16 protein-coding genes are annotated in these 17315 nt (G+C 70.9%); 9 read left to right on the forward strand and 7 right to left on the reverse strand.

The window, feature by feature from the left end:
- Positions 1-13 precede the first annotated feature (13 nt).
- The 7 genes from ACFPQ9_RS31215 to paaE all read left to right on the forward strand — a co-directional run bounded on the left by ACFPQ9_RS31215 (position 14) and on the right by paaE (position 6270).
- Positions 14-1564 carry a DUF6519 domain-containing protein gene (locus ACFPQ9_RS31215; RefSeq protein ID WP_380860855.1) on the forward strand — a complete coding sequence of 517 codons (1551 nt, stop codon included), beginning with the start codon at positions 14-16 and terminating at the stop codon, positions 1562-1564.
- Entirely contained in the window at positions 1564-2451 is an 888-nt protein-coding gene (locus ACFPQ9_RS31220) for a peptidoglycan-binding protein (RefSeq protein ID WP_380860858.1), read from the forward strand. The genes ACFPQ9_RS31215 and ACFPQ9_RS31220 overlap by 1 nt, the downstream gene beginning before the upstream one ends.
- A 139-nt stretch (positions 2452-2590) precedes the next feature.
- On the forward strand, positions 2591-3529 hold the full coding sequence (gene paaA, locus ACFPQ9_RS31225; RefSeq protein WP_380860861.1) for a 1,2-phenylacetyl-CoA epoxidase subunit PaaA: 939 nt from the start codon (positions 2591-2593) through the stop codon (positions 3527-3529).
- Positions 3526-3819, forward strand: a complete 294-nt coding sequence (paaB, locus tag ACFPQ9_RS31230; protein WP_030957096.1) for a 1,2-phenylacetyl-CoA epoxidase subunit PaaB — start codon at positions 3526-3528, stop codon at positions 3817-3819. Before paaA ends, paaB begins: the two co-directional genes overlap by 4 nt.
- A gap of 10 nt (positions 3820-3829) precedes the next feature.
- Positions 3830-4657, forward strand: coding sequence for a 1,2-phenylacetyl-CoA epoxidase subunit PaaC (gene paaC / locus ACFPQ9_RS31235; RefSeq protein ID WP_380860865.1), 828 nt, complete (start codon positions 3830-3832; stop codon positions 4655-4657).
- Complete coding sequence (paaD, locus tag ACFPQ9_RS31240; protein WP_380860867.1) at positions 4651-5154, forward strand: 1,2-phenylacetyl-CoA epoxidase subunit PaaD; 504 nt, start codon at positions 4651-4653, stop codon at positions 5152-5154. Before paaC ends, paaD begins: the two co-directional genes overlap by 7 nt.
- Positions 5155-6270 carry a 1,2-phenylacetyl-CoA epoxidase subunit PaaE gene (gene paaE, locus ACFPQ9_RS31245; RefSeq protein WP_380860870.1) on the forward strand — a complete coding sequence of 372 codons (1116 nt, stop codon included), beginning with the start codon at positions 5155-5157 and terminating at the stop codon, positions 6268-6270.
- Between the two features lie 102 nt (positions 6271-6372).
- Here the strand turns inward: paaE and ACFPQ9_RS31250 are convergent, their stop codons facing one another.
- On the reverse strand, positions 6373-8538 hold the full coding sequence (locus ACFPQ9_RS31250; protein WP_380860873.1) for a TerD family protein: 2166 nt from the start codon (positions 8536-8538) through the stop codon (positions 6373-6375).
- A gap of 166 nt (positions 8539-8704) precedes the next feature.
- Here ACFPQ9_RS31250 and ACFPQ9_RS31255 point away from each other — a divergent pair, with 166 nt between their 5' ends.
- On the forward strand, positions 8705-9667 hold the full coding sequence (locus ACFPQ9_RS31255) for a Dyp-type peroxidase (protein ID WP_380860876.1): 963 nt from the start codon (positions 8705-8707) through the stop codon (positions 9665-9667).
- Positions 9668-9704: 37 nt separating this feature from the next.
- On the opposite strand, the gene ACFPQ9_RS31260 is transcribed toward ACFPQ9_RS31255, so the two are convergent.
- The gene (locus ACFPQ9_RS31260; protein ID WP_380860879.1) at positions 9705-10091 is read right to left on the reverse strand and encodes a DUF5997 family protein; all 387 of its coding nucleotides are present in this window, start codon (positions 10089-10091) and stop codon (positions 9705-9707) included.
- 71 nt (positions 10092-10162) lie between these two features.
- On the opposite strand from ACFPQ9_RS31260, the gene ACFPQ9_RS31265 reads away from it, so the two are divergent.
- Positions 10163-10975, forward strand: a complete 813-nt coding sequence (locus ACFPQ9_RS31265) for a LysR family substrate-binding domain-containing protein (RefSeq protein ID WP_380860882.1) — start codon at positions 10163-10165, stop codon at positions 10973-10975.
- Between the two features lie 20 nt (positions 10976-10995).
- Here the strand turns inward: ACFPQ9_RS31265 and ACFPQ9_RS31270 are convergent, their stop codons facing one another.
- The 5 genes from ACFPQ9_RS31270 to ACFPQ9_RS31290 form a co-directional block, all read right to left on the reverse strand.
- Complete coding sequence (locus tag ACFPQ9_RS31270) at positions 10996-13818, reverse strand: beta-L-arabinofuranosidase domain-containing protein (RefSeq protein ID WP_380860885.1); 2823 nt, start codon at positions 13816-13818, stop codon at positions 10996-10998.
- A 208-nt stretch (positions 13819-14026) separates the two neighbouring features.
- Positions 14027-15481, reverse strand: coding sequence for a S8 family serine peptidase (locus tag ACFPQ9_RS31275; protein ID WP_380860888.1), 1455 nt, complete (start codon positions 15479-15481; stop codon positions 14027-14029).
- A 35-nt stretch (positions 15482-15516) separates the two neighbouring features.
- Complete coding sequence (locus ACFPQ9_RS31280; protein ID WP_380860891.1) at positions 15517-15822, reverse strand: hypothetical protein; 306 nt, start codon at positions 15820-15822, stop codon at positions 15517-15519.
- 112 nt (positions 15823-15934) lie between these two features.
- The gene (locus ACFPQ9_RS31285) at positions 15935-16630 is read right to left on the reverse strand and encodes an HAD family hydrolase (protein ID WP_380860894.1); all 696 of its coding nucleotides are present in this window, start codon (positions 16628-16630) and stop codon (positions 15935-15937) included.
- 19 nt (positions 16631-16649) lie between these two features.
- Positions 16650-17129, reverse strand: a complete 480-nt coding sequence (locus ACFPQ9_RS31290) for an Lrp/AsnC family transcriptional regulator (protein ID WP_030962436.1) — start codon at positions 17127-17129, stop codon at positions 16650-16652.
- Positions 17130-17315 lie beyond the last annotated feature (186 nt).

A 17315-nucleotide genomic window follows, 5' to 3' on the forward strand; every position in this document is an offset into this window, starting at 1 on the left:
GGGGACCCCCTTCATGCACGCTGATCTCTCCCGCCTCACGTTCCGCCCGCAGCGGCGCTACTCGGCGGTCATCGCCCAACAGGGCCGCGTCCAGCTCGACGCCGACATCAATGAGCAGACCGCGATCCAGCTGCACCAGGCCCGCACCCTCGCCGCCGATCTGATCGGCCGGCACGGCGGGCCGCGTGACGCCGCGGGCTTCAGGATCGAGTACATCGGCGGCAAGCACGACATCGACACCCTCCACATCCACGGTGGTCGCTACTACGTCGACGGCATCCTGCTCGACGCGACCCGCCCGGCGCCCGGGGTGCCGGTCCCGGACGAGGACGCCGAGGAGCAGGACGACACCGCCGCCCCGCCCGCGTACTGGACGTACTGGGACCAGCCCGACGGCTTCCGTGACCCGGAGAAGCCCGGCGACCGGCTGCCCTCGCCCGCCACATCGCCGTTCGTGGTCTATCTGAACGTGTGGGAGCGTTCCGTCTCCGCCGCCGAGGACCCCGCCCTGCGCGAGGTCGCCCTCGGCGCCGCGATGCCGGACACCGCGGCCCGGGTGAAGGTCGTCTGGCAGGTGCTTCCGCTGTCGCTGGCCGCGCTGGACATCGAGGAGACCGACCCCTCCAAGGAGGTCGTACGGGCCGCCTTCGACAAGTGGGCCCAGAAGCAGGCCACGCCCGGCGCGCGCCTCGCCGCCCGCAGCGAGCGGCCCGATCACGCCGACGAGGACCCCTGCCTGGTCAAGCCGGACGCCCGCTACCGCGGCCAGGAGAACCAGCTGTACCGCGTGGAGGTGCACGCGGGCGGCGCGGCCAAGGACGCCACCTTCAAGTGGTCCCGGGAGAACGGCTCGGTGGTCTTCCCGGTCGACGAACTCGACGGCACCTGGGTGCAGCTGGCCTCTCTCGGCCACGACGACAAGCTGGACCTGGACGTCGGCGACCACGTCGAGCTCGTCGACACCGCGTACGCCTCCCGCCTCGAGCCCCTGCCCCTGCTCCGGGTCGAGGAGCTGGACCTGCCGGGCCGCCGCGTCCGTCTCAGCGCCGAGCCCGACCGGTCCGTCGGCCGGCTGCCGCACCTCAACCCGTTCCTGCGCCGCTGGGACCACCACGAGGGGCCGAAGCGCAAGGGCCGTACGACGGCCCTGAAGGGCGGAGCCGTGCCCGTCACCGAGGGGGAGTGGCTGTCCCTGGAGGACGGCGTCGAGGTGTACTTCGCCAAGGGCGCCACCTACCGCACCGGCGACCACTGGATCATCCCCGCCCGCACCGCCACCGGCAGCGTCCAGTGGCCCGCGGACGCGGCCCGGCGTCCGCTGCTCCAGGGCCCCTCCGGCATCGTCCGCGGCTTCGCGCCGCTCGCGCTGGTCAAGGGCGAGGGCGGCACCGTGGACCTGCGCCTCGCCTTCAACCCGCAGGCCAGCAGCATCCCGGCCGCGGACGAGGCGACGCTCGCGGCCGAGGAACAGGCCCGCCGCGAGGAGCAGCTCGCGGAGGACCCGTCCGGCGGGAGGTCGCAGACCACTGCGGACGCGGAGGCGGCGGCGGAAGGAGACGAGTGATGGCCAAGCCCCTGAGCGCGTCGAAGCTGGTGGAGATCCTGCGCAAGGAGGGCCTCACGGTCCACGAGGTCCGCAGCTGGCGCACCCACAACCGCAACAGCAAGGGCCCCTGGGGCCCGGTGAACGGCGTGATGATCCACCACACCGTCACCAAGGGCACCGAGAACTCGGTCAGCATCTGTTACAACGGCTACTCCGGGCTGCCCGGCCCGCTGTGCCACGGCGTCATCGACAAGCAGGGCCACATCCACCTCGTCGGCAACGGCCGCGCCAACCACGCCGGCCTCGGCGACAGCGACGTCCTGCGTGCCGTGGTCAACGAGTCCAAGCTGCCGCACGACAACGAGGCCGACACCGACGGCAACGCCCACTTCTACGGCTTCGAGTGCGTCAACCTCGGCGACGGCAAGGACCCCTGGCCCGAGGCGCAGAAGGAGGCCATCGAGAAGGTCTCCGCCGCGATCTGCCGCCACCACGGCTGGAGCGAGCGCTCGGTGATCGGGCACAAGGAGTGGCAGCCCGGCAAGCAGGATCCGCGCGGCTTCACCATGGACGGCATGCGCAAGCGCATCGCGCAGCGCCTCAAGGGCGGGGGCGGCGGAGCACCCGAGCCGGACCCGAAGCCCGCGCCCAAGCCGAAGCTGGAGCCCTTCCCGGGCAGCGGCTTCTTCCACATCGGGCAGAAGTCCCCGATCATCACCGCGATGGGCCGCCGCCTGGTCGCCGAGGGATGCGGCCGCTACGAGGAGGGCCCGAGCCCGGAGTGGACCGAGGCGGACCGCCGCTCCTACGCCGCCTGGCAGCACAAGCTCGGCTTCAAGGGCAAGGACGCGGACGGCATCCCCGGCAAGGTCAGCTGGGACAGGCTGAAGGTGCCCAACGTGTGACCGGCGCGCCCCGAAGCGGCCCAGGTACCCCTCGGGGGTGTCCTGGGCCGTTTTCACGCGACGAAAGGGTCTTGCTCGCCTGGCGCAAACACGTCACACTGGATACCGAACGAATGGTCGGTTGGGGAAGCTGGTATCGATGACGGAGCAGCTGCAGGAGCACTTCGACGCGACGATCTCGCGCGACCAGCGGATCGAGCCGCGGGACTGGATGCCGGACGGCTACCGCAAGACGCTCGTCAGGCAGATCGCGCAGCACGCCCACTCGGAGATCATCGGCATGCAGCCCGAGGGGGAGTGGATCACCAAGGCGCCGTCCCTGCGGCGCAAGGCCATCCTCTTCGCCAAGGTCCAGGACGAGGCCGGGCACGGGCTGTACCTGTACTCGGCGGCGGAGACCCTGGGCGCGGACCGCGCCGACCTGACCGACCGGCTGATCGAAGGGCGGCAGAAGTACTCGTCGATCTTCAACTACCCGACCATGAGCTTCGCCGACGTCGGGGTGATCGGCTGGTTCGTGGACGGCGCCGCGATCTGCAACCAGGTGCCGCTGTGCCGCAGCTCGTATGGGCCGTACGCGCGCGCGATGGTGCGGATCTGCAAGGAGGAGTCGTTCCACCAGCGGCAGGGCTATGAGCTGCTGATGACGATGATGCGCGGCACCGACGCCCAGCGGGAGATGGTGCAGGACGCCGTGAACCGCTGGTGGTGGCCGTCACTGATGATGTTCGGCCCGCCCGACGAGAATTCGCCCAACTCGGCACAGTCGATGGCCTGGAAGATCAAGCGGCACAGCAACGACGAGCTGCGTCAGCGCTTCGTCGACATGACGGTCCCGCAGGCCGAGAAGCTCGGCGTCACCCTGCCCGACGCGGAGCTGCGCTGGAACGCCGAGCGCGGCCACCACGACTTCGGCACCCCCGACTGGGACGAGCTGATGCGGGTCATCAAGGGCGACGGGCCGTGCAACGCCCAGCGGATGGAACGGCGCAGAAGCGCCCACGAGGACGGCGCCTGGGTGCGGGAGGCGGCCACCGCCCACGCCGCCAAGCGGATGGAGAAGGGAGCGGCGGCATGAGCGCCGACAAGAAGGACTGGCCGCTGTACGAGGTGTTCGTACGGGGCAAGCGCGGGCTGAACCACGTCCATGTGGGCTCGCTGCACGCCGCCGACGACCGGATGGCGCTCACCCACGCCCGTGACCTGTACACCCGCCGCAACGAGGGCGTCAGCATCTGGGTGGTGCGCTCCGAGCACATCGCCGCCTCCACCCGCGACGAGAAGGACCCCTTCTTCGCGCCGAGCGCCGACAAGGTCTACCGCCACCCGACGTTCTACGACATCCCCGACGACGTCCCGCACATCTGAAGGAGAGGGCATGAGTGACGACCACGTCTACATGACCCTCGCCGAGGGACACGAGGACGACACCCGCTGGGCCTACGGCACCGGCTTCGAGGACCCGCTGCACGGCGTGGACACCACCGTGCCCGAGGACGTCGACGCCGGTGAACTGGCCGCCGTCTGCGTCGCGTTGGCCGACGACGCGCTCATCTCGGCCCAGCGCCTCGCCGAGTGGATCACCCGCGCCCCCGAGCTGGAGGAGGAGGTGGCGCTCGCCAACATCGGTCTCGACCTGCTCGGCCAGGCCCGCCTTCTCTACTCCCGCGCCGGCCAGGTGGACGGCACCGGCCGCGACGAGGACGCCTACGCCTACTTCCGCGACGCCGGCGACTTCCGCAACGTACGCCTGGCCGAACTGCCCTGCGGTGACTTCGCGTTCTCGATCGTGCGGCTGCTGGTGCTCTCCAGCTGGCGCCTCGCCCACTTCGAGCGACTGGCCTCCCACCCGGACCCCGTGCTCGCCGCCATCGCCGCGAAGGGCGTCAAGGAGCTGGCCTACCACCGGCAGTACGCCGCGGAGTGGGGCGTACGCCTCGGCGACGGCACGGAGGAGTCCCACCGCCGGATGCGCGGGGCACAGGAGCAGGTCGCCCCCTACATCGGCGAGTTGTTCACGGCGTACGACGTGCGTGATCAGGTGGTCGCGGACATCAGCCAGGTCACCGCGGCGGCCGGACTGCCCATGCCGGTGTACCGGCCGCTGCCCGGATCCGGCCGCGACGGCGAGCACACCGAGCATCTCGCCCCGCTGCTCGCCGAGTTGCAGGGCATCGCCCGAGCCCACCCGGAGGCGACATGGTGACCACCCTGCCGGACGCCCGGCACATTGCCGCCCAGGTACCGGATCCCGAGCTGCCCATGCTCACCCTCGCCGATCTCGGCGTCCTGCGGGACGTGGAGCTGACGGAGGACGGCACGGTGGTCGCGAGCCTCACCCCGACCTACTCCGGCTGCCCGGCCATGGCCGAGATGCGGGCGGACGTGGCGGCGCGGCTTCGGGACGCCGGGTACGCGCGCGTGGAGATCCGTACGGTCCTCGATCCTCCCTGGACCAGCGACTGGATCACCCCGGCCGGCCGCCGCAAGCTCGCCGAGCACGGCATCGCCCCGCCCGGCCCCGCACCGCGCACCGGCGGCCCCGTCGCGCTCGTGCTGTCCCCCACCCGGCACGCGGCGACCTGCCCGCGCTGCGGCTCGGCGGACACCGAGGAGACCTCACGCTTCGCGGCCACCTCCTGCAAGGCGCTGTGGCGCTGCCGGGCCTGCCGCGAGCCGTTCGAGTACGTCAAGGAGATCTGAATGGAAGGCGTCACCGAAGCACGGACGGCCGCCGGCCCGCGCCCGCGCACTCGCCGCCGTCCGGCCTTCCACCGTCTGCGCGTGGCCGCCGTGCAGCCCCTGTGCGCGGACGCGGTGGCCGTCGGCTTCGACATCCCGGCGGAATTGGCCGACGAGTTCGCCTTCGAGCCGGGACAGTCGCTGACGCTGCGGCGCGAGATCGACGGGCGCGACGAACGGCGGTCGTACTCGATCTGCTCGCCGGTGGGTTCGAGCCCGCGCATCGGCGTACGGGTCGTGCCCGGCGGTCTGTTCTCGTCCTGGCTGGTCGAGGACGTGCGCCCCGGCGACACCGTCGAGGTCATGGGCCCCACCGGCGCCTTCACTCCCGACCTGACCACACCCGGCCATCACGTACTGATCGCGGCGGGCTCCGGCATCACGCCCATGATGTCCATCGCCGAGTCCGTGCTGGCCGCCGACTCCCGCTCCACGGTCACCCTCTTCTACGGCAACCGCCGCACCGACACGGTGATGTTCGCCGAAGAGCTCGCCGACCTGAAGGACCTGCACCCGACCCGGTTCCAGCTCGCCCATGTGCTCTCCCGCGAGCCCCGCGAGGCCGAGGTGCTCTCCGGCCGGATCGACGCCGAGCGGCTCGCGACACTCGTGGACGCGCTGGTCGACGTACGGAGCGCGGATCACTGGTGGCTGTGCGGCCCGCACGGCATGGTCCGGGACGCGCAAGCGGTGCTGGCGGGCCTCGGCGTGCCGGACGAGCGGGTGCACCAGGAACTGTTCTTCGCCGACGACGAGCCGGTGCGGGAGGTGCACCACGAGGAGTCCGGCCCGCAGGGGCCCGTCAGCCAGGTCACCATCACGCTGGACGGCCGCTCCACCTCGGCCCCCCTGTCGAGGGAGCGGTCCATCCTCGACGGCGCCCAACGCACCCGCCCCGACCTGCCGTTCGCCTGTAAGGGCGGCGTCTGCGGCACCTGCCGGGCGCTGGTCACCGACGGCAAGGCGGACATGCGGCGCAACTTCGCGCTGGAGCCGGCCGAGGTCGACGCGGGCTATGTGCTGACCTGCCAGTCGTACCCGGTGTCCGAGACACTGACGGTCGACTACGACAGCTGAGCCGACGGAAAGAGTTGAGTGGCGAGGAAAGCGAAAGGACTAATTCAAGAAGGAGTTGAGAAGGAAGTCCCTTCATGGCCTCGCCACGGCCGACTCTAACAGTCACTCCGGGATCAGATCGCGCAGATTTTCGGGTACGACGATCCGCGACTCCGGGTGCAACCCGTCGGGCCGCTGAAGGCCGATGTAGGTGACAGGGCCCTCCGGGACCGTCCTGCCGTCCCACAGGGTCGTCGTCGTGGCGTCCATCAGGTCCGTCAGGTAGCGCACGGTCAGCTGCTCGCGCTCCACGATGCCGCGCAGCAGCGTCGCCACCGACACCCGGTTGGCCTCGACACGGTTGGCGGCCGGGGTGCCCTTGAGATACAGGTGCAGCCACTTGGCCTGCCACCGGCCGTCGGGACCGCGCCGGAAGGCCAGCGGCAGCGCGACCCGGCCCGGTCCGCGCAGCTCGGACTTCATGCGCACGGTACGCGGCTCGAACGGGCGGCCCTGCTGCTCCGCGTCCCGCAGCATGAACCCGAAGAACGACTCGGCGACCTCCTCGAAGCCCTCCCCGGCGAAGATGTTGACCTGCGGCACGATGAACTCCCCGCGCACGGCGCCGAGACGCAGGTTGATGAACTCCGAGGCACCGTCGGGCGCTTCGGTGACGTCACCGGAGTGCTCGCCCTCGAGGTCCTTGAGGTTGGTGTACGCCAGCCAGCAGACCGTCGCGTAGTCGGCGTCCAGCATCAGCGCCGACAGGTCGTAGTCGGTGCGGTGGGCCGTCTGCTTCCAGTACACGAAGAAGCGCAGCAGCTCGCCGTCCACGGGCGAGACCGAGCCGCGGGGCAGCACGCCGAGCCCCGCCGCGGCCGCCCTGCCGCTGAGCGGCAGCGCGACATCCAGGGCGTCCGGGTCGATCAGCAGATGGCCCGGGTCCGGCAGCCGGCGCCGCAGCTCCTCGTCGAGCACGTCGATCAGGCGCTCCCGCTCGGGCGGCAGGACCGGCGGACGTTCGTCGTCGGTGACCCAGGCCCGGCCGAGCCGGTTCACGAACACGCGGGTCTCGCCCGTGTCCTGTGCACGGTTGGCCAGGTGCTCACGGACGGACAGCAGGACCCGGCCGGACACGCCGGCCACGACCGCCTCGGCGGCGGCCACCACCGTGTCCCGCTCCTCCTGATCGAGCGCCATGCGCAACAGCCGGTCCAGTGCGCGGAACAGCTTGCCGGGCGCGGACTTCAGCAACTCGGCCGCGCCGGTGACGTCATGCATGCCGAGCAGTTCCTCGACCCGGCTGTCGAACGAAGGCGCCGGCTTCTCTCCGCGCGCTACCGCGAACACGTCGGCGGCGTGCGGCCACCGCGGGTACTCGTGCGGATGCAGCCGCTCGCCCAGCCGCTTCCAGGCCTCGCGATGGGCACGGACGTCCGCGAGCTTGGCGGGCGCGTCGGCGACCACCGAGTCCAGGCCCGCCAGCAGGCCACGGCGCAGCGGCCGGGACAGCTTGCGGAACCGTGTCGGCTCCACCAGGGTCACATCGCCGTCCGACAGCGCGCAGGCCAGCCGCAGCACATCGGTGACCGTGTCCAGCAGGGGCGGCGAACCGGCCCGCAGCCGGGCCCGGTTGAGCACGGCCCGGTTCTCCCGGACCGGGATCGTCTCGGGCTGCGGCCCGTCCACGCACTCCCGGGCGAGCCGGTCGAGGTCGCGCAGCGCCTCCTCACCCAGCGGCGTGCTGCTGCCCGCCAACGCCAGGTACAGGGAAGTGACTTCGGCGTCCGCGGCCTCGCCGAGACGCAGGACCGTCATGCGGTCGCCGGCCGCCGCGATCAGCTCGGCGTGGTGGCCGAGCATCTCGGCGTACGTGTGCTGGTAGCGGCCGTACGACGGCAGGGTCAGCAGATTGACGACACCTTCGCCGAGCTGCTCCAGAACGCTCGCCCGCGCCTTGTCGTCGGCGAGGGCCTCGGCGATGCAGCGCATCCAGAAGTCGTACGTCTCCGGCACGTTGGCCGGGAAGTCGACGAAGTAGACGTTGTGCGCCACGTGGTCGCCGACCATCTCGCGCACGGTGCCCAGCGTCCGCACGGCGACGTCGACCACCGTGCTCTCGTCGAGCCCCGACAGCCGCTCCAGCAGCTCGGCCGAGAGCTTGAAGCCCACGGACATCAGCGCGGCGTCGAACTGCCGTGCCGCGACGGCGCCTTCACCGGCGGGTCCGGTGGGGCGAGGGAGACGGAGGGTATGCCGGACGACCAGGGGTTCGAGGCGGTGGACCATGCCGGGATGATCCCAGACCCGTAGAAGCGTTCGCATGCGGGTTTTTGCGGCCCAACCCGCCGATCTCACCTCGCACACGCGCCGGAAGTGCGGGAATTCGCCGGGTATCGTTCCCGGTTCGGCCGGGCATCGTTAGGTGGCGGGGAACGAGGGTGAGAGGGGAACCATGCCGTCATCCAAGCCGTCGTCCATACGGTCGGCCGGTGCGCTGCCGCAGCCGGTGCTCGGTCAGCCGGCGCCCGTCGCGGTGTTCCTGGTGGTCACGATCGAACCCGGAGGCGAGAGCGCGGCACGCGATCTGCTGTCCGGACTCGCGGGACTGGTCCGAGCCGTCGGCTTCCCCAGCCCGGACGGAGGGCTGTGCTGCGTGGCCGGTGTCGGATCCTCGGCCTGGGACCGGCTCTTCGAGGGCCCGCGTCCCGGGCGGCTGCACCCCTTCGAGGAGCTGGCGGGACCCCGGCACCGTGCCGTGGCCACCCCGGGCGATCTGCTGTTCCACATCCGCGCCGCCCGCACGGATCTCTGCTTCGCGCTCTCCGCCGAGATCATGAAGCGGCTGCGCGGCGCCGTCACCGTCCAGGACGAGGTCCTCGCCTTCGCCTACTTCGACTCCCGCAACCTGCTCGGCTTCGTCGACGGCACCGAGAACCCGGTCGGCCCGGCGGCGGCCGAAGCGGCGATCGTCGGTGACGAGGACCCCGCCTTCCTCGGCGGCAGCTACGCGATCGTGCAGAAGTACGTGCACGACATCGACGCCTGGGAGGCCCTCGCCGTCGAGGCCCAGGAGAAGGTGATCGGCCGCTCCAAGCTGACCAACATCGAGCTCGACGTGCCCGGCTCCCACATCGACGTGAACACGGTCACCGGCCCGGACGGGGAGGAGCCGGAGATACTGCGGGGCGCCATGCCGTTCGGCAGGCCGGGCCACGGCGAGTTCGGCACGTACTTCATCGCCTACGCCCGGACGCCCGACGTCCCGGAGACCATGCTCCGCAGGATGTTCGTGGGCGGCCCCGAATCCGGCCCGGACCCTGTCCTCGACTACTCCCGGGCCGTCACCGGGACCCTGTTCTTCTGCCCGTCGGCCGGCTTCCTCGAGGCGATCCCGGAAGAGCTTGACAAGGAGTGACCGGAAGTGACCGACAAGGAGTGAAGGGGCCGTCCGGTCACTGAGCGTCGCGCTCGGCGTTCCGCTTCTTGATCCGGGCCGTCTCCTTGCGGACCTCGGCCTGAGTGGCTCGCTCCTTGGCCAGCCACTCGGGCTCCTCCTGCTTGAGGGCCTCGATCTGCTCGGTGGTGAGGGGCTCGGTGACCCCGCCGCGGGCGAGTCCCGCGATGGAGACACCGAGCTTCGCCGCGACCACCGGACGGGGGTGCGGGCCGTCGCGTCGCAGGTCGCGCAGCCACTGCGGGGGGTCGGCCTGGAGCGCGTTCAGCTCCGCGCGCGTGACGACCCCCTCCCGGAACTCGGCGGGGGTGGCTTCGAGGTACACACCCAGCTTCTTCGCCGCGGTCGCGGGCTTCATGGTCTGGGTGCTTTGGTGCGACGTCATGGTCTCAAGGGTATCGAGTGCGTGAACGCCCGCTGACCACGGCCGTCGGCCACGCCCGGTAACCTGGCCAGGTGACAGGCTCGGAAGCACCCCCGCCCACCCCGCGGACAGCACCCTCGTTCCGGCTCGCGTACGTCCCGGGAGTGACCCCGGCGAAGTGGGTCCGCGTCTGGCAGGAACGCTTCCCCGACGTGCCCCTCAGCCTCCACTCGGTGACCGCGGCCGAGGCGCCCGACCTGCTTCGGGAGGGCGGGGCCGACGCCGGTTTCGTACGGCTCCCGGTGGACCGTGCGTTCTTCAGCGCGATCCCCCTCTACACCGAGACCACGGTCGTCGTCGTCCCCAAGGACCACGTGATCGCGGCGGTCGAGGAGGTCACCACCGAGGATCTGGCCGACGAGGTCGTCTTCCACCCCCTCGACGACGTGCTCGACTGGGAGCGGCCACCGGGGGAGCCCGCCTTCGAGCGGCCCGCCACGACCGCGGACGCCGTCGAACTGGTCGCGGCGAACGTCGGCCTGCTCGTGGTGCCCCAGTCGCTGGCCCGCCTGCACCACCGCAAGGACCTCACCTACCGGACGCTCGTGGACGGCCCCCAGTCGAGCATCGCCCTGTCCTGGCCCGAGGACGCGACCACGGACCTGGTGGAGGACTTCATCGGGGTCGTCCGCGGCCGGACGGTGAACAGCACCCGGGGCCGAACGAAGTCCCAGTCCCCGGCCGCCCAGGAGCAGCCGAAGCGCAAGCGTCCGGACAGCGGGGGCGGCGCCCGTCGTCAGACCGGCACCGGCAGCGCCGGCGGTCGGCGCGGCGGCTCATCCGGCGGCAGGAGCGGCAAGGGAACCAAGGGCACCGGGCGCGGCAAGCCCCGCCGCAGGTCTTAGCGGGGCTCGCCCTCACCGGCTCAGGGGGCGTACGTGGCCTGCTGCGCCGTACGGACGACGGTCTGTCCGTCGGCCTGGCCGAGCAGGCCCGCGTTCACCCAGGCGGTCACGGTGGACCGCACCCGTGAGACCAGCGCGCCCTTGCCCGTGAAGGGAGCCCCGGCCCAGATCTCGTCCAGGAGCGTGGTGCCGTCGGACTTCGCCGGGTTGGTGACACCGGAGTCGGAGTTGCCGAGGATCACCCGGGGTTCGGAGCGCCGGAAGTAGGCGTGGGTGGGGTCCTCCGTGCCCTCGAAGAAGGGGGCGAACTCGGTGCCGTCGAGGGTGAAGTGGAGCGGCTTGCCGGGCACCGGCGTGAGGGACGGCAGCAGGTCGCCGGAGAGACCGGCGTTGCGGTACAGGCCCAACTGGAGGTATTCGGTCGCGGAGTTGCGGCCGACCAGGTTGATCGGACCGTGGAAGAGGGTCTGCAGCGACCGGTCGTCGAGCGCCCTCTCCACCCGGAGCCGGAACGGCATGGAGATCTTCACGGTGTCGCCGCTGCGCCAGGTCCGCGACACCGTGAAGTAGGTCCCCGGCGTCGGAGTGCCGCTCACCGCGCTGCCGTTCACCGTCACCCGGAAACCGGCGGTCGCCCACGACGGCACGCGCAGCCGCAGCGCGAAGGCCGCGCTGCCGCCGGTGACGGTGAGCGTGGTGCCCTGCTCGCGGGGGAAGGACGTGGTCTGAGTGACCGACACGCCCTTCTCCGCCCAGGTCAGGTGGGACGGGCTGTACAGGTTGACGTACAGGGCACTGCCGTCGGCGGCCTTGAAGTACACCGAGTCCTGGTACTTGGTGGCGCTCTCCATGCCGGTGCCCTCGCAGCAGGTCGTGCCCTGCTTGGGCGTGTAGTCGCGCACATGGCCCGGCGTGAGCCCGATGAAGTACGTGACCAGCGGCTTCTCGGCGTCCGCCGTGTCCCGCTTGGAGCCGAGCACCTGGTTGTACAGGGCCCGCTCGTAGTAGTCCATGTACTGAGGCCGCTGCTCGTGGAAGAACAGGGTCCGGCTCAGCTTCAGCATGTTGTACGCGCAGCACGTCTCCGCGTCGGTGTCGCCGATCGTGCCCGCGATGACGTCCCGTGCCTTCCAGAACTCGCCCGTGCTGGTGCCGCCGATGCCGTACATGCGGTGCGGCACGACCATGCCCCAGAAGTTGCGGGCGGCGTCGAGATAGCGCCTCTCGCCGGTCGCGTCGTACAGCCGCAGGTACCCGGTGAAGATCGGTATGTGCTGGTTGGCGTGCAGCCCGTCGAGGATGTCGGTGTTCGCGGCACAGTTGTCGATGAGCCGGTCGAGGTCGAACAGCCTGGCCAGCGCGAGGTGTTCGGCCTTCCCGGTGATCGAGTGCAGATCGCAGATCGCCTCGACGATGCCACCGAACTCGCCGCTGGAGAACAGCCCCCACATGCGCTGGAGCGTGGCCTCGGGCAGCTTGGACAGCCGTGCGTACATCCAGTCGCACATGCCGGACGCGAGATCGAGGGCGCGCGCGTCCTCGGTGGCGAGGTAGGAGTCCAGGACACCCCGGAGGATCTTGTGCGCGGTGTAGTACGGCGCCCACACCTTGGTGTAGTCGCTGGTGGTCCTCGACTCCAGGTCGATGAACTGGGTCTCCGGATAGGCCGCGAGGAACCCGGGGTGGCTGGGCCCGCCCCAGGTCCGGCGCAGGGTGGCGGCCAGGCCGCGTCCGGAGGCGTCGGCGAACGTCCCGCCCGAGGTCTCGTCGAAGGCGTACGACGCCAGGTCGCCCCGTCCGGCGGAGACGTCGGCCGCTCGTGCGCTCTGCAACTCGGTGATCTCGGCGGCGCTCAGGGCGCGTGACCAGACGTTGAACTCGTCGTAGGCGCCCGCGAAGACGGGGTCGGCGGCGAAGTTGGAGCGGCCGAGCCAGTTGTTGGCGAGCGTGCCGAGCGCGGCCGGGGTGAGGGTCATCGCCGTGTTCCGGGCGACGGCGGTGCCGTTGACGTACAGCGTCCCGGTGCCGCCGCCGAGGGTGACCGCGAGATGGCTCCACCGGTCCAGCGGCAGCGCGGCGGTGCCGTCGAGGCCCTGCTCGCCGCCCGGTCCGCCGGTGGTGATGGCGAAGCGCGGCACACCGCTCGCGTTGCGGGCCGCCAGGTACAGATACCGGGTGTTGTTGTCGCCGAAGTCGAAGACCCGCCCCCAGTTGGCGTCATGGGTGGGCTTCACCCAGGCGGACAGGGTGATCGCCGCGGCGCCCCCGAGGACGGCGGCGGGGAGATCGACGTACCGGTAGGAGCCACGGACGTGCTCGGCCGCCGTACCGAACCTCCCGTCGACGCTCAGCACGGCCGGGTCCCGGCGCAGCGCCGCGCGCACGTCGGTGAGCGCCCCGATCATGGTGGCGATCCGGTCGGCGAACACCTGCTCACCGGTGCCGGCGTATGCCTGCGACAGCATGGTCAGGAAGTGCCCGGTGTAGTGCCCGCGCAGATTGCCGTTCGCCTCACCGTCCAGCCCCTCCCACCCGCCGGGCGCGACGGCCCCGCCCGTGGCGAGCCCGGCATTGGCACGGAACACCTGGAGCAGCCGGTTCACGTCGTACCCGCGGGCGTGATCGAGCATCAACTGCCGCTTGTCGGCGAAGAGTCCGGGCCGCAGGGCCACGTCGTCCAGCGCGAAGGGCTGCACTGACCAGGCGGTCGGAACGGCGGTCACGGCCTGCGCCTCCTGAACGGCGGCCGCTGCCCGGTTCGTTGCCGTGTGGCTGATCGCGGGGGCCGCCGCGGCGAGCGCGGCGGCCTGGAGAAGGAATCTTCTGGAGAGGGGCGGTGCCATGGGTGCTCCTCCACACAAGGTCGTCTTGCACACAAGGACGTCTTGCACACAAGGTCATCGTGTTCGTAATGACGAACGGCGTACGAATAGTCGACCAGACGTTATGCGTGGGGTGAGGAGGCGTCAACGGTGCCGACGTGACGGGCACTCGGGCGGATCGGAGGTCGGACGACCCACGGATTGCGGGACGTCCGACCTGAGAGGTGTCCTACGGGTTGTGGGTCAGGACGAAGTCGAGCGCCGCGCTCACATTCACCAGACCCGCCCCCGTGGCCTCGTCCGGACCCCGGCGGGCCGGGATACCGAAGGCGTTCTTGCCGGTGGTGACGTCGGTCGCGGTCTTGAACAGTGCCTGGGCGACCTCGGCCGGCTTGAGTCCCGGACGGGCCTGAAGCAACAGGGCCGCCGCTCCCGCGATCTGGGGTGCCGCCGCCGAGGAGCCGGAGAACAGCGCCCAGCCGTCGTCGCGTGTCGTCCCGTCACCCTCGGCGCTCTCGTCGACGTCGATCGAGCAGCCGGGCGGGATCGGGAGCATCAGGTACTGGGCCAGGGGCGCCAGGCCGACCAGCCCGGAGACGGTGGGAACGACGACGCCGGAGAACCAGGGGCTGGCGTAGCCGCTGGTGTAGTCCGACGCGCGCAACTTGCCCTGCGGATCGGAGAACACGCCACCGACCGAGAGCACCCCGGGCACCTGCGGCTCGATCGAGAAATGGCCGTTGCCCGCGGCGAAGACCACCACGATGTCCTGTTCCACCGCGTCCAGGATCTCCAGCGCCCACACCCTGCTGGTCTCCGGCATGGGCCCGTCCTCGGGGAGTCGGACCCGCCCGCCCCAGGAGTTCGTCAGTACCTGCGGCTGTGTCGACTTCGCTTGCAGGAATGCCGTCACGGCGGCGCTGAGGTTGCCGTTGCGGTCGCTGCCGCGGTACGGGAGCAGCCGCGCGCCCGGCGCCACGGCGAAGATGTTCGCGGACTCGCCCGTGCCGTGTCCCACGGGGTCCTCGTCGGGGCTCGTCCCCGGGGCGACCGCGACGGTCGCGTCGATGTCGTAGTCGTGCGCGGTGAAGTAGGCGTGCGGCGCCTGTCCCGTGTCCACCATGGCGACCCGCACGCCGGCTCCCACATGCCCCTGCTCGTGCGCGGGGGTGGCGTTGAGCAGACGGGCCACGTCGTCCGGAAGCGTGAGATGGAAGGCGTCGACCGTCGGCGGCTGCGCGGTCGTCGGGTGGAGACGCATGGGTATCCGCGGCTCCTCCAGCGCGACGGCCTCGATGCTCTCCTCGCCCGGCGCGGCGCCGATGCCCAGAGCGCTCGGCTGGCGCTCACCGACGATGTCGAGATGCGTCACGGAACGCGTACGGCCCATCTCGACCCGCTGCTGGACCTCGTAGCTCACGATCGTGCCGGTGGTCAGCTGCTCGAACGCCGCCGGTGTACCGGCCACGGTGAAGCCCAGGGCGCTCTCGGCCGTGACGGTCAGACCCGCCTGCCGGGCGTGCTCCTCGGCCCGACCCCGTACGTCCGCGTCGGCGTGGAACGGCCTGGCCGAGGTCAGGGTCGTCGCCTCGGTCATCGGTACCCCGCCCTGCGAGCGCGCCGACACATAGCCGAACACGGTGTCCGGAACGTTCTGTTCATAACTGGGAGTCTTCGTAGCCATCGGGTCCTCCGGGAAGTCGAGCCCGTGCGCACGCGTCACGTTGGCCCGTCACGCTCGCCGAGCGTGGGCGTAGGCAGGACGGTGACGGACCTCGCGGTGGTCTGCAGTGCCGGGGGAACGGGCAGCGTCCGCGGTCGTGAACGATCCTCGACGGGCACCCCGAACGCTGCTGTGAAGTGCCGGCCCGTGCCGGTGATGAGGGTTCCGGCGGCCATCGGCACCACATCGATGCCGTGCCGGGAACACCACTCGACCAGGTCGCGCACCGATGCGTCGCTCCGCAGCTCGACCAAAGCCTCGACGAACTCCTCCTCGGGCGCGTCACCTTGCCCTGAAGTCACTTGTCTCTCCTGTGAGCGCCTCTACAGCACCAATCGTCCCATTTCTTGCCAAAGGTCGCAAAAGGTGATATCGGGCACGCCAGTTGGCGGGACCGGTGGGTCAGCGGACGGGTCAGTCGGCGGGCGTCGACCGCACGAGCCAGTCGTATGCCGTCTGCGCCATGAACTCCTCCTGTCCGCCCCGCACCAGCAGCCCGGCCGTCTGGAACTCCGGCGCGTCCGCCTGGGCGGCCACATACGGGATCGCGATGCACCGCATGCCGGCCGCGTGTGCCGCGGCGGCGCCGGGCGCCGCGTCCTCCACGACCAGGCAATCGGCGGGCGCCGCGCCCAGCCGGACGGCGGCCTCCAGGAAGACGTCGGGGGCGGGCTTGCCGTGGGCGACCTCGTCGGCCGAGACGACCGTGCGCAACTGGGCGTCCAGGCCCGTGCCGGCCAGGATCGCCGTGATGGCCTGTAGCGACGAACCCGAGGCCACGGCCATCGGGACGCCCTCGGCCGCCAGCAGCTCCACGAACTTGCGCATCTGCGGGTACGCGCGCGTGGCGGTGCGCGCGAGTTCCAGATAGCGGCGGTTCTTGGCGGCGAGGAGTTCCTCGACGGAGGCCCGCAGGCCGTACTCCCGCTTCCAGAGCGTGACCGTCTCCAGCGTGCTGATGCCGACGTAGCGCTCGTGGTCGGTCCATGTGAAGTCGGACACGCCGTGCTCGGCCAGGACCTGCCGACCCGCCTCGAAATAGTGGGGCTCGCTGTCCACGAGTGTTCCGTCGAGATCGAAGATGACCGATATGCCGCTGAGTCCGCTCATGGGCCCAGGATGTCAAAGGTCATTTCCGCGCCGCCGTCCGTCCGATCGACTCCACCAGCGGCAGCAGCCGTTGCGGGACGCGCTCGCGCAGGGCCACCTCGGAGCGGGTGCGCACCACGCCGGGCAGGCTGATCAGCTTCTGGATGACGTCCTCCAGGTGGGCGTTGTCGCGGGCCACCACCCGGGTGAGGAGATCCCCGCCACCCGTGATGGAGAACGCCTCGACGATCTCCGGCACGGCGGCGAGCGCGTCGCCCACGTCGTCGAGATGGCCCTGCGTGACCTCGATGTGCACGAACGCCAGCACCGGATGGCCGAGCGCGGCGGGCGACAGCGTCGGCCCCGTGCCGGTGATCACGCCGTCCCGCTCCAGCCGGTCGAGCCGGGCCTGGAGTGTGCCGCGCGCGACGCCGAGGATGCGGGCGTACTCGCGCACGCTGGTGCGCGGCTGCTCCAGCAGCAGCCGCAGGATGCGGGTGTCGAGCTCGTCCACGGCCATGTTCCGCCGGCCTCTCCCGGTATGTGGTCCGTTGGTCCCCTGATGGACGTAGCAGGACCACTATTCCTGTACCAATGGCACAGCATAGAGGACGTCACTTGAGCCAGTCTCCGTACAGATGCTGCAATGGAGGCGTCGATGGCGCTGCGGATCCCCGCGGCGCCTTTTTCATGCCGGCACGAAGGG

Origin of the sequence: Streptomyces coerulescens, assembly GCF_042657965.1 — a bacterium.
Taxonomy (GTDB): Bacteria; Actinomycetota; Actinomycetes; order Streptomycetales; family Streptomycetaceae; genus Streptomyces; species Streptomyces coerulescens.

Coding starts and splice junctions, on each gene's coding strand:
- ACFPQ9_RS31215 (WP_380860855.1), top strand. CDS start 14: ATGCACGCTGATCTCTCCCGCCTCACGTTCCGCCCGCAGCGGCGCTAC.
- ACFPQ9_RS31220 (WP_380860858.1), top strand. CDS start 1,564: ATGGCCAAGCCCCTGAGCGCGTCGAAGCTGGTGGAGATCCTGCGCAAG.
- paaA (WP_380860861.1), top strand. CDS start 2,591: ATGACGGAGCAGCTGCAGGAGCACTTCGACGCGACGATCTCGCGCGAC.
- paaB (WP_030957096.1), top strand. CDS start 3,526: ATGAGCGCCGACAAGAAGGACTGGCCGCTGTACGAGGTGTTCGTACGG.
- paaC (WP_380860865.1), top strand. CDS start 3,830: ATGAGTGACGACCACGTCTACATGACCCTCGCCGAGGGACACGAGGAC.
- paaD (WP_380860867.1), top strand. CDS start 4,651: ATGGTGACCACCCTGCCGGACGCCCGGCACATTGCCGCCCAGGTACCG.
- paaE (WP_380860870.1), top strand. CDS start 5,155: ATGGAAGGCGTCACCGAAGCACGGACGGCCGCCGGCCCGCGCCCGCGC.
- ACFPQ9_RS31250 (WP_380860873.1), bottom strand. CDS start 8,538: ATGGTCCACCGCCTCGAACCCCTGGTCGTCCGGCATACCCTCCGTCTC.
- ACFPQ9_RS31255 (WP_380860876.1), top strand. CDS start 8,705: ATGCCGTCATCCAAGCCGTCGTCCATACGGTCGGCCGGTGCGCTGCCG.
- ACFPQ9_RS31260 (WP_380860879.1), bottom strand. CDS start 10,091: ATGACGTCGCACCAAAGCACCCAGACCATGAAGCCCGCGACCGCGGCG.
- ACFPQ9_RS31270 (WP_380860885.1), bottom strand. CDS start 13,818: ATGGCACCGCCCCTCTCCAGAAGATTCCTTCTCCAGGCCGCCGCGCTC.
- ACFPQ9_RS31275 (WP_380860888.1), bottom strand. CDS start 15,481: ATGGCTACGAAGACTCCCAGTTATGAACAGAACGTTCCGGACACCGTG.
- ACFPQ9_RS31285 (WP_380860894.1), bottom strand. CDS start 16,630: ATGAGCGGACTCAGCGGCATATCGGTCATCTTCGATCTCGACGGAACA.
- ACFPQ9_RS31290 (WP_030962436.1), bottom strand. CDS start 17,129: ATGGCCGTGGACGAGCTCGACACCCGCATCCTGCGGCTGCTGCTGGAG.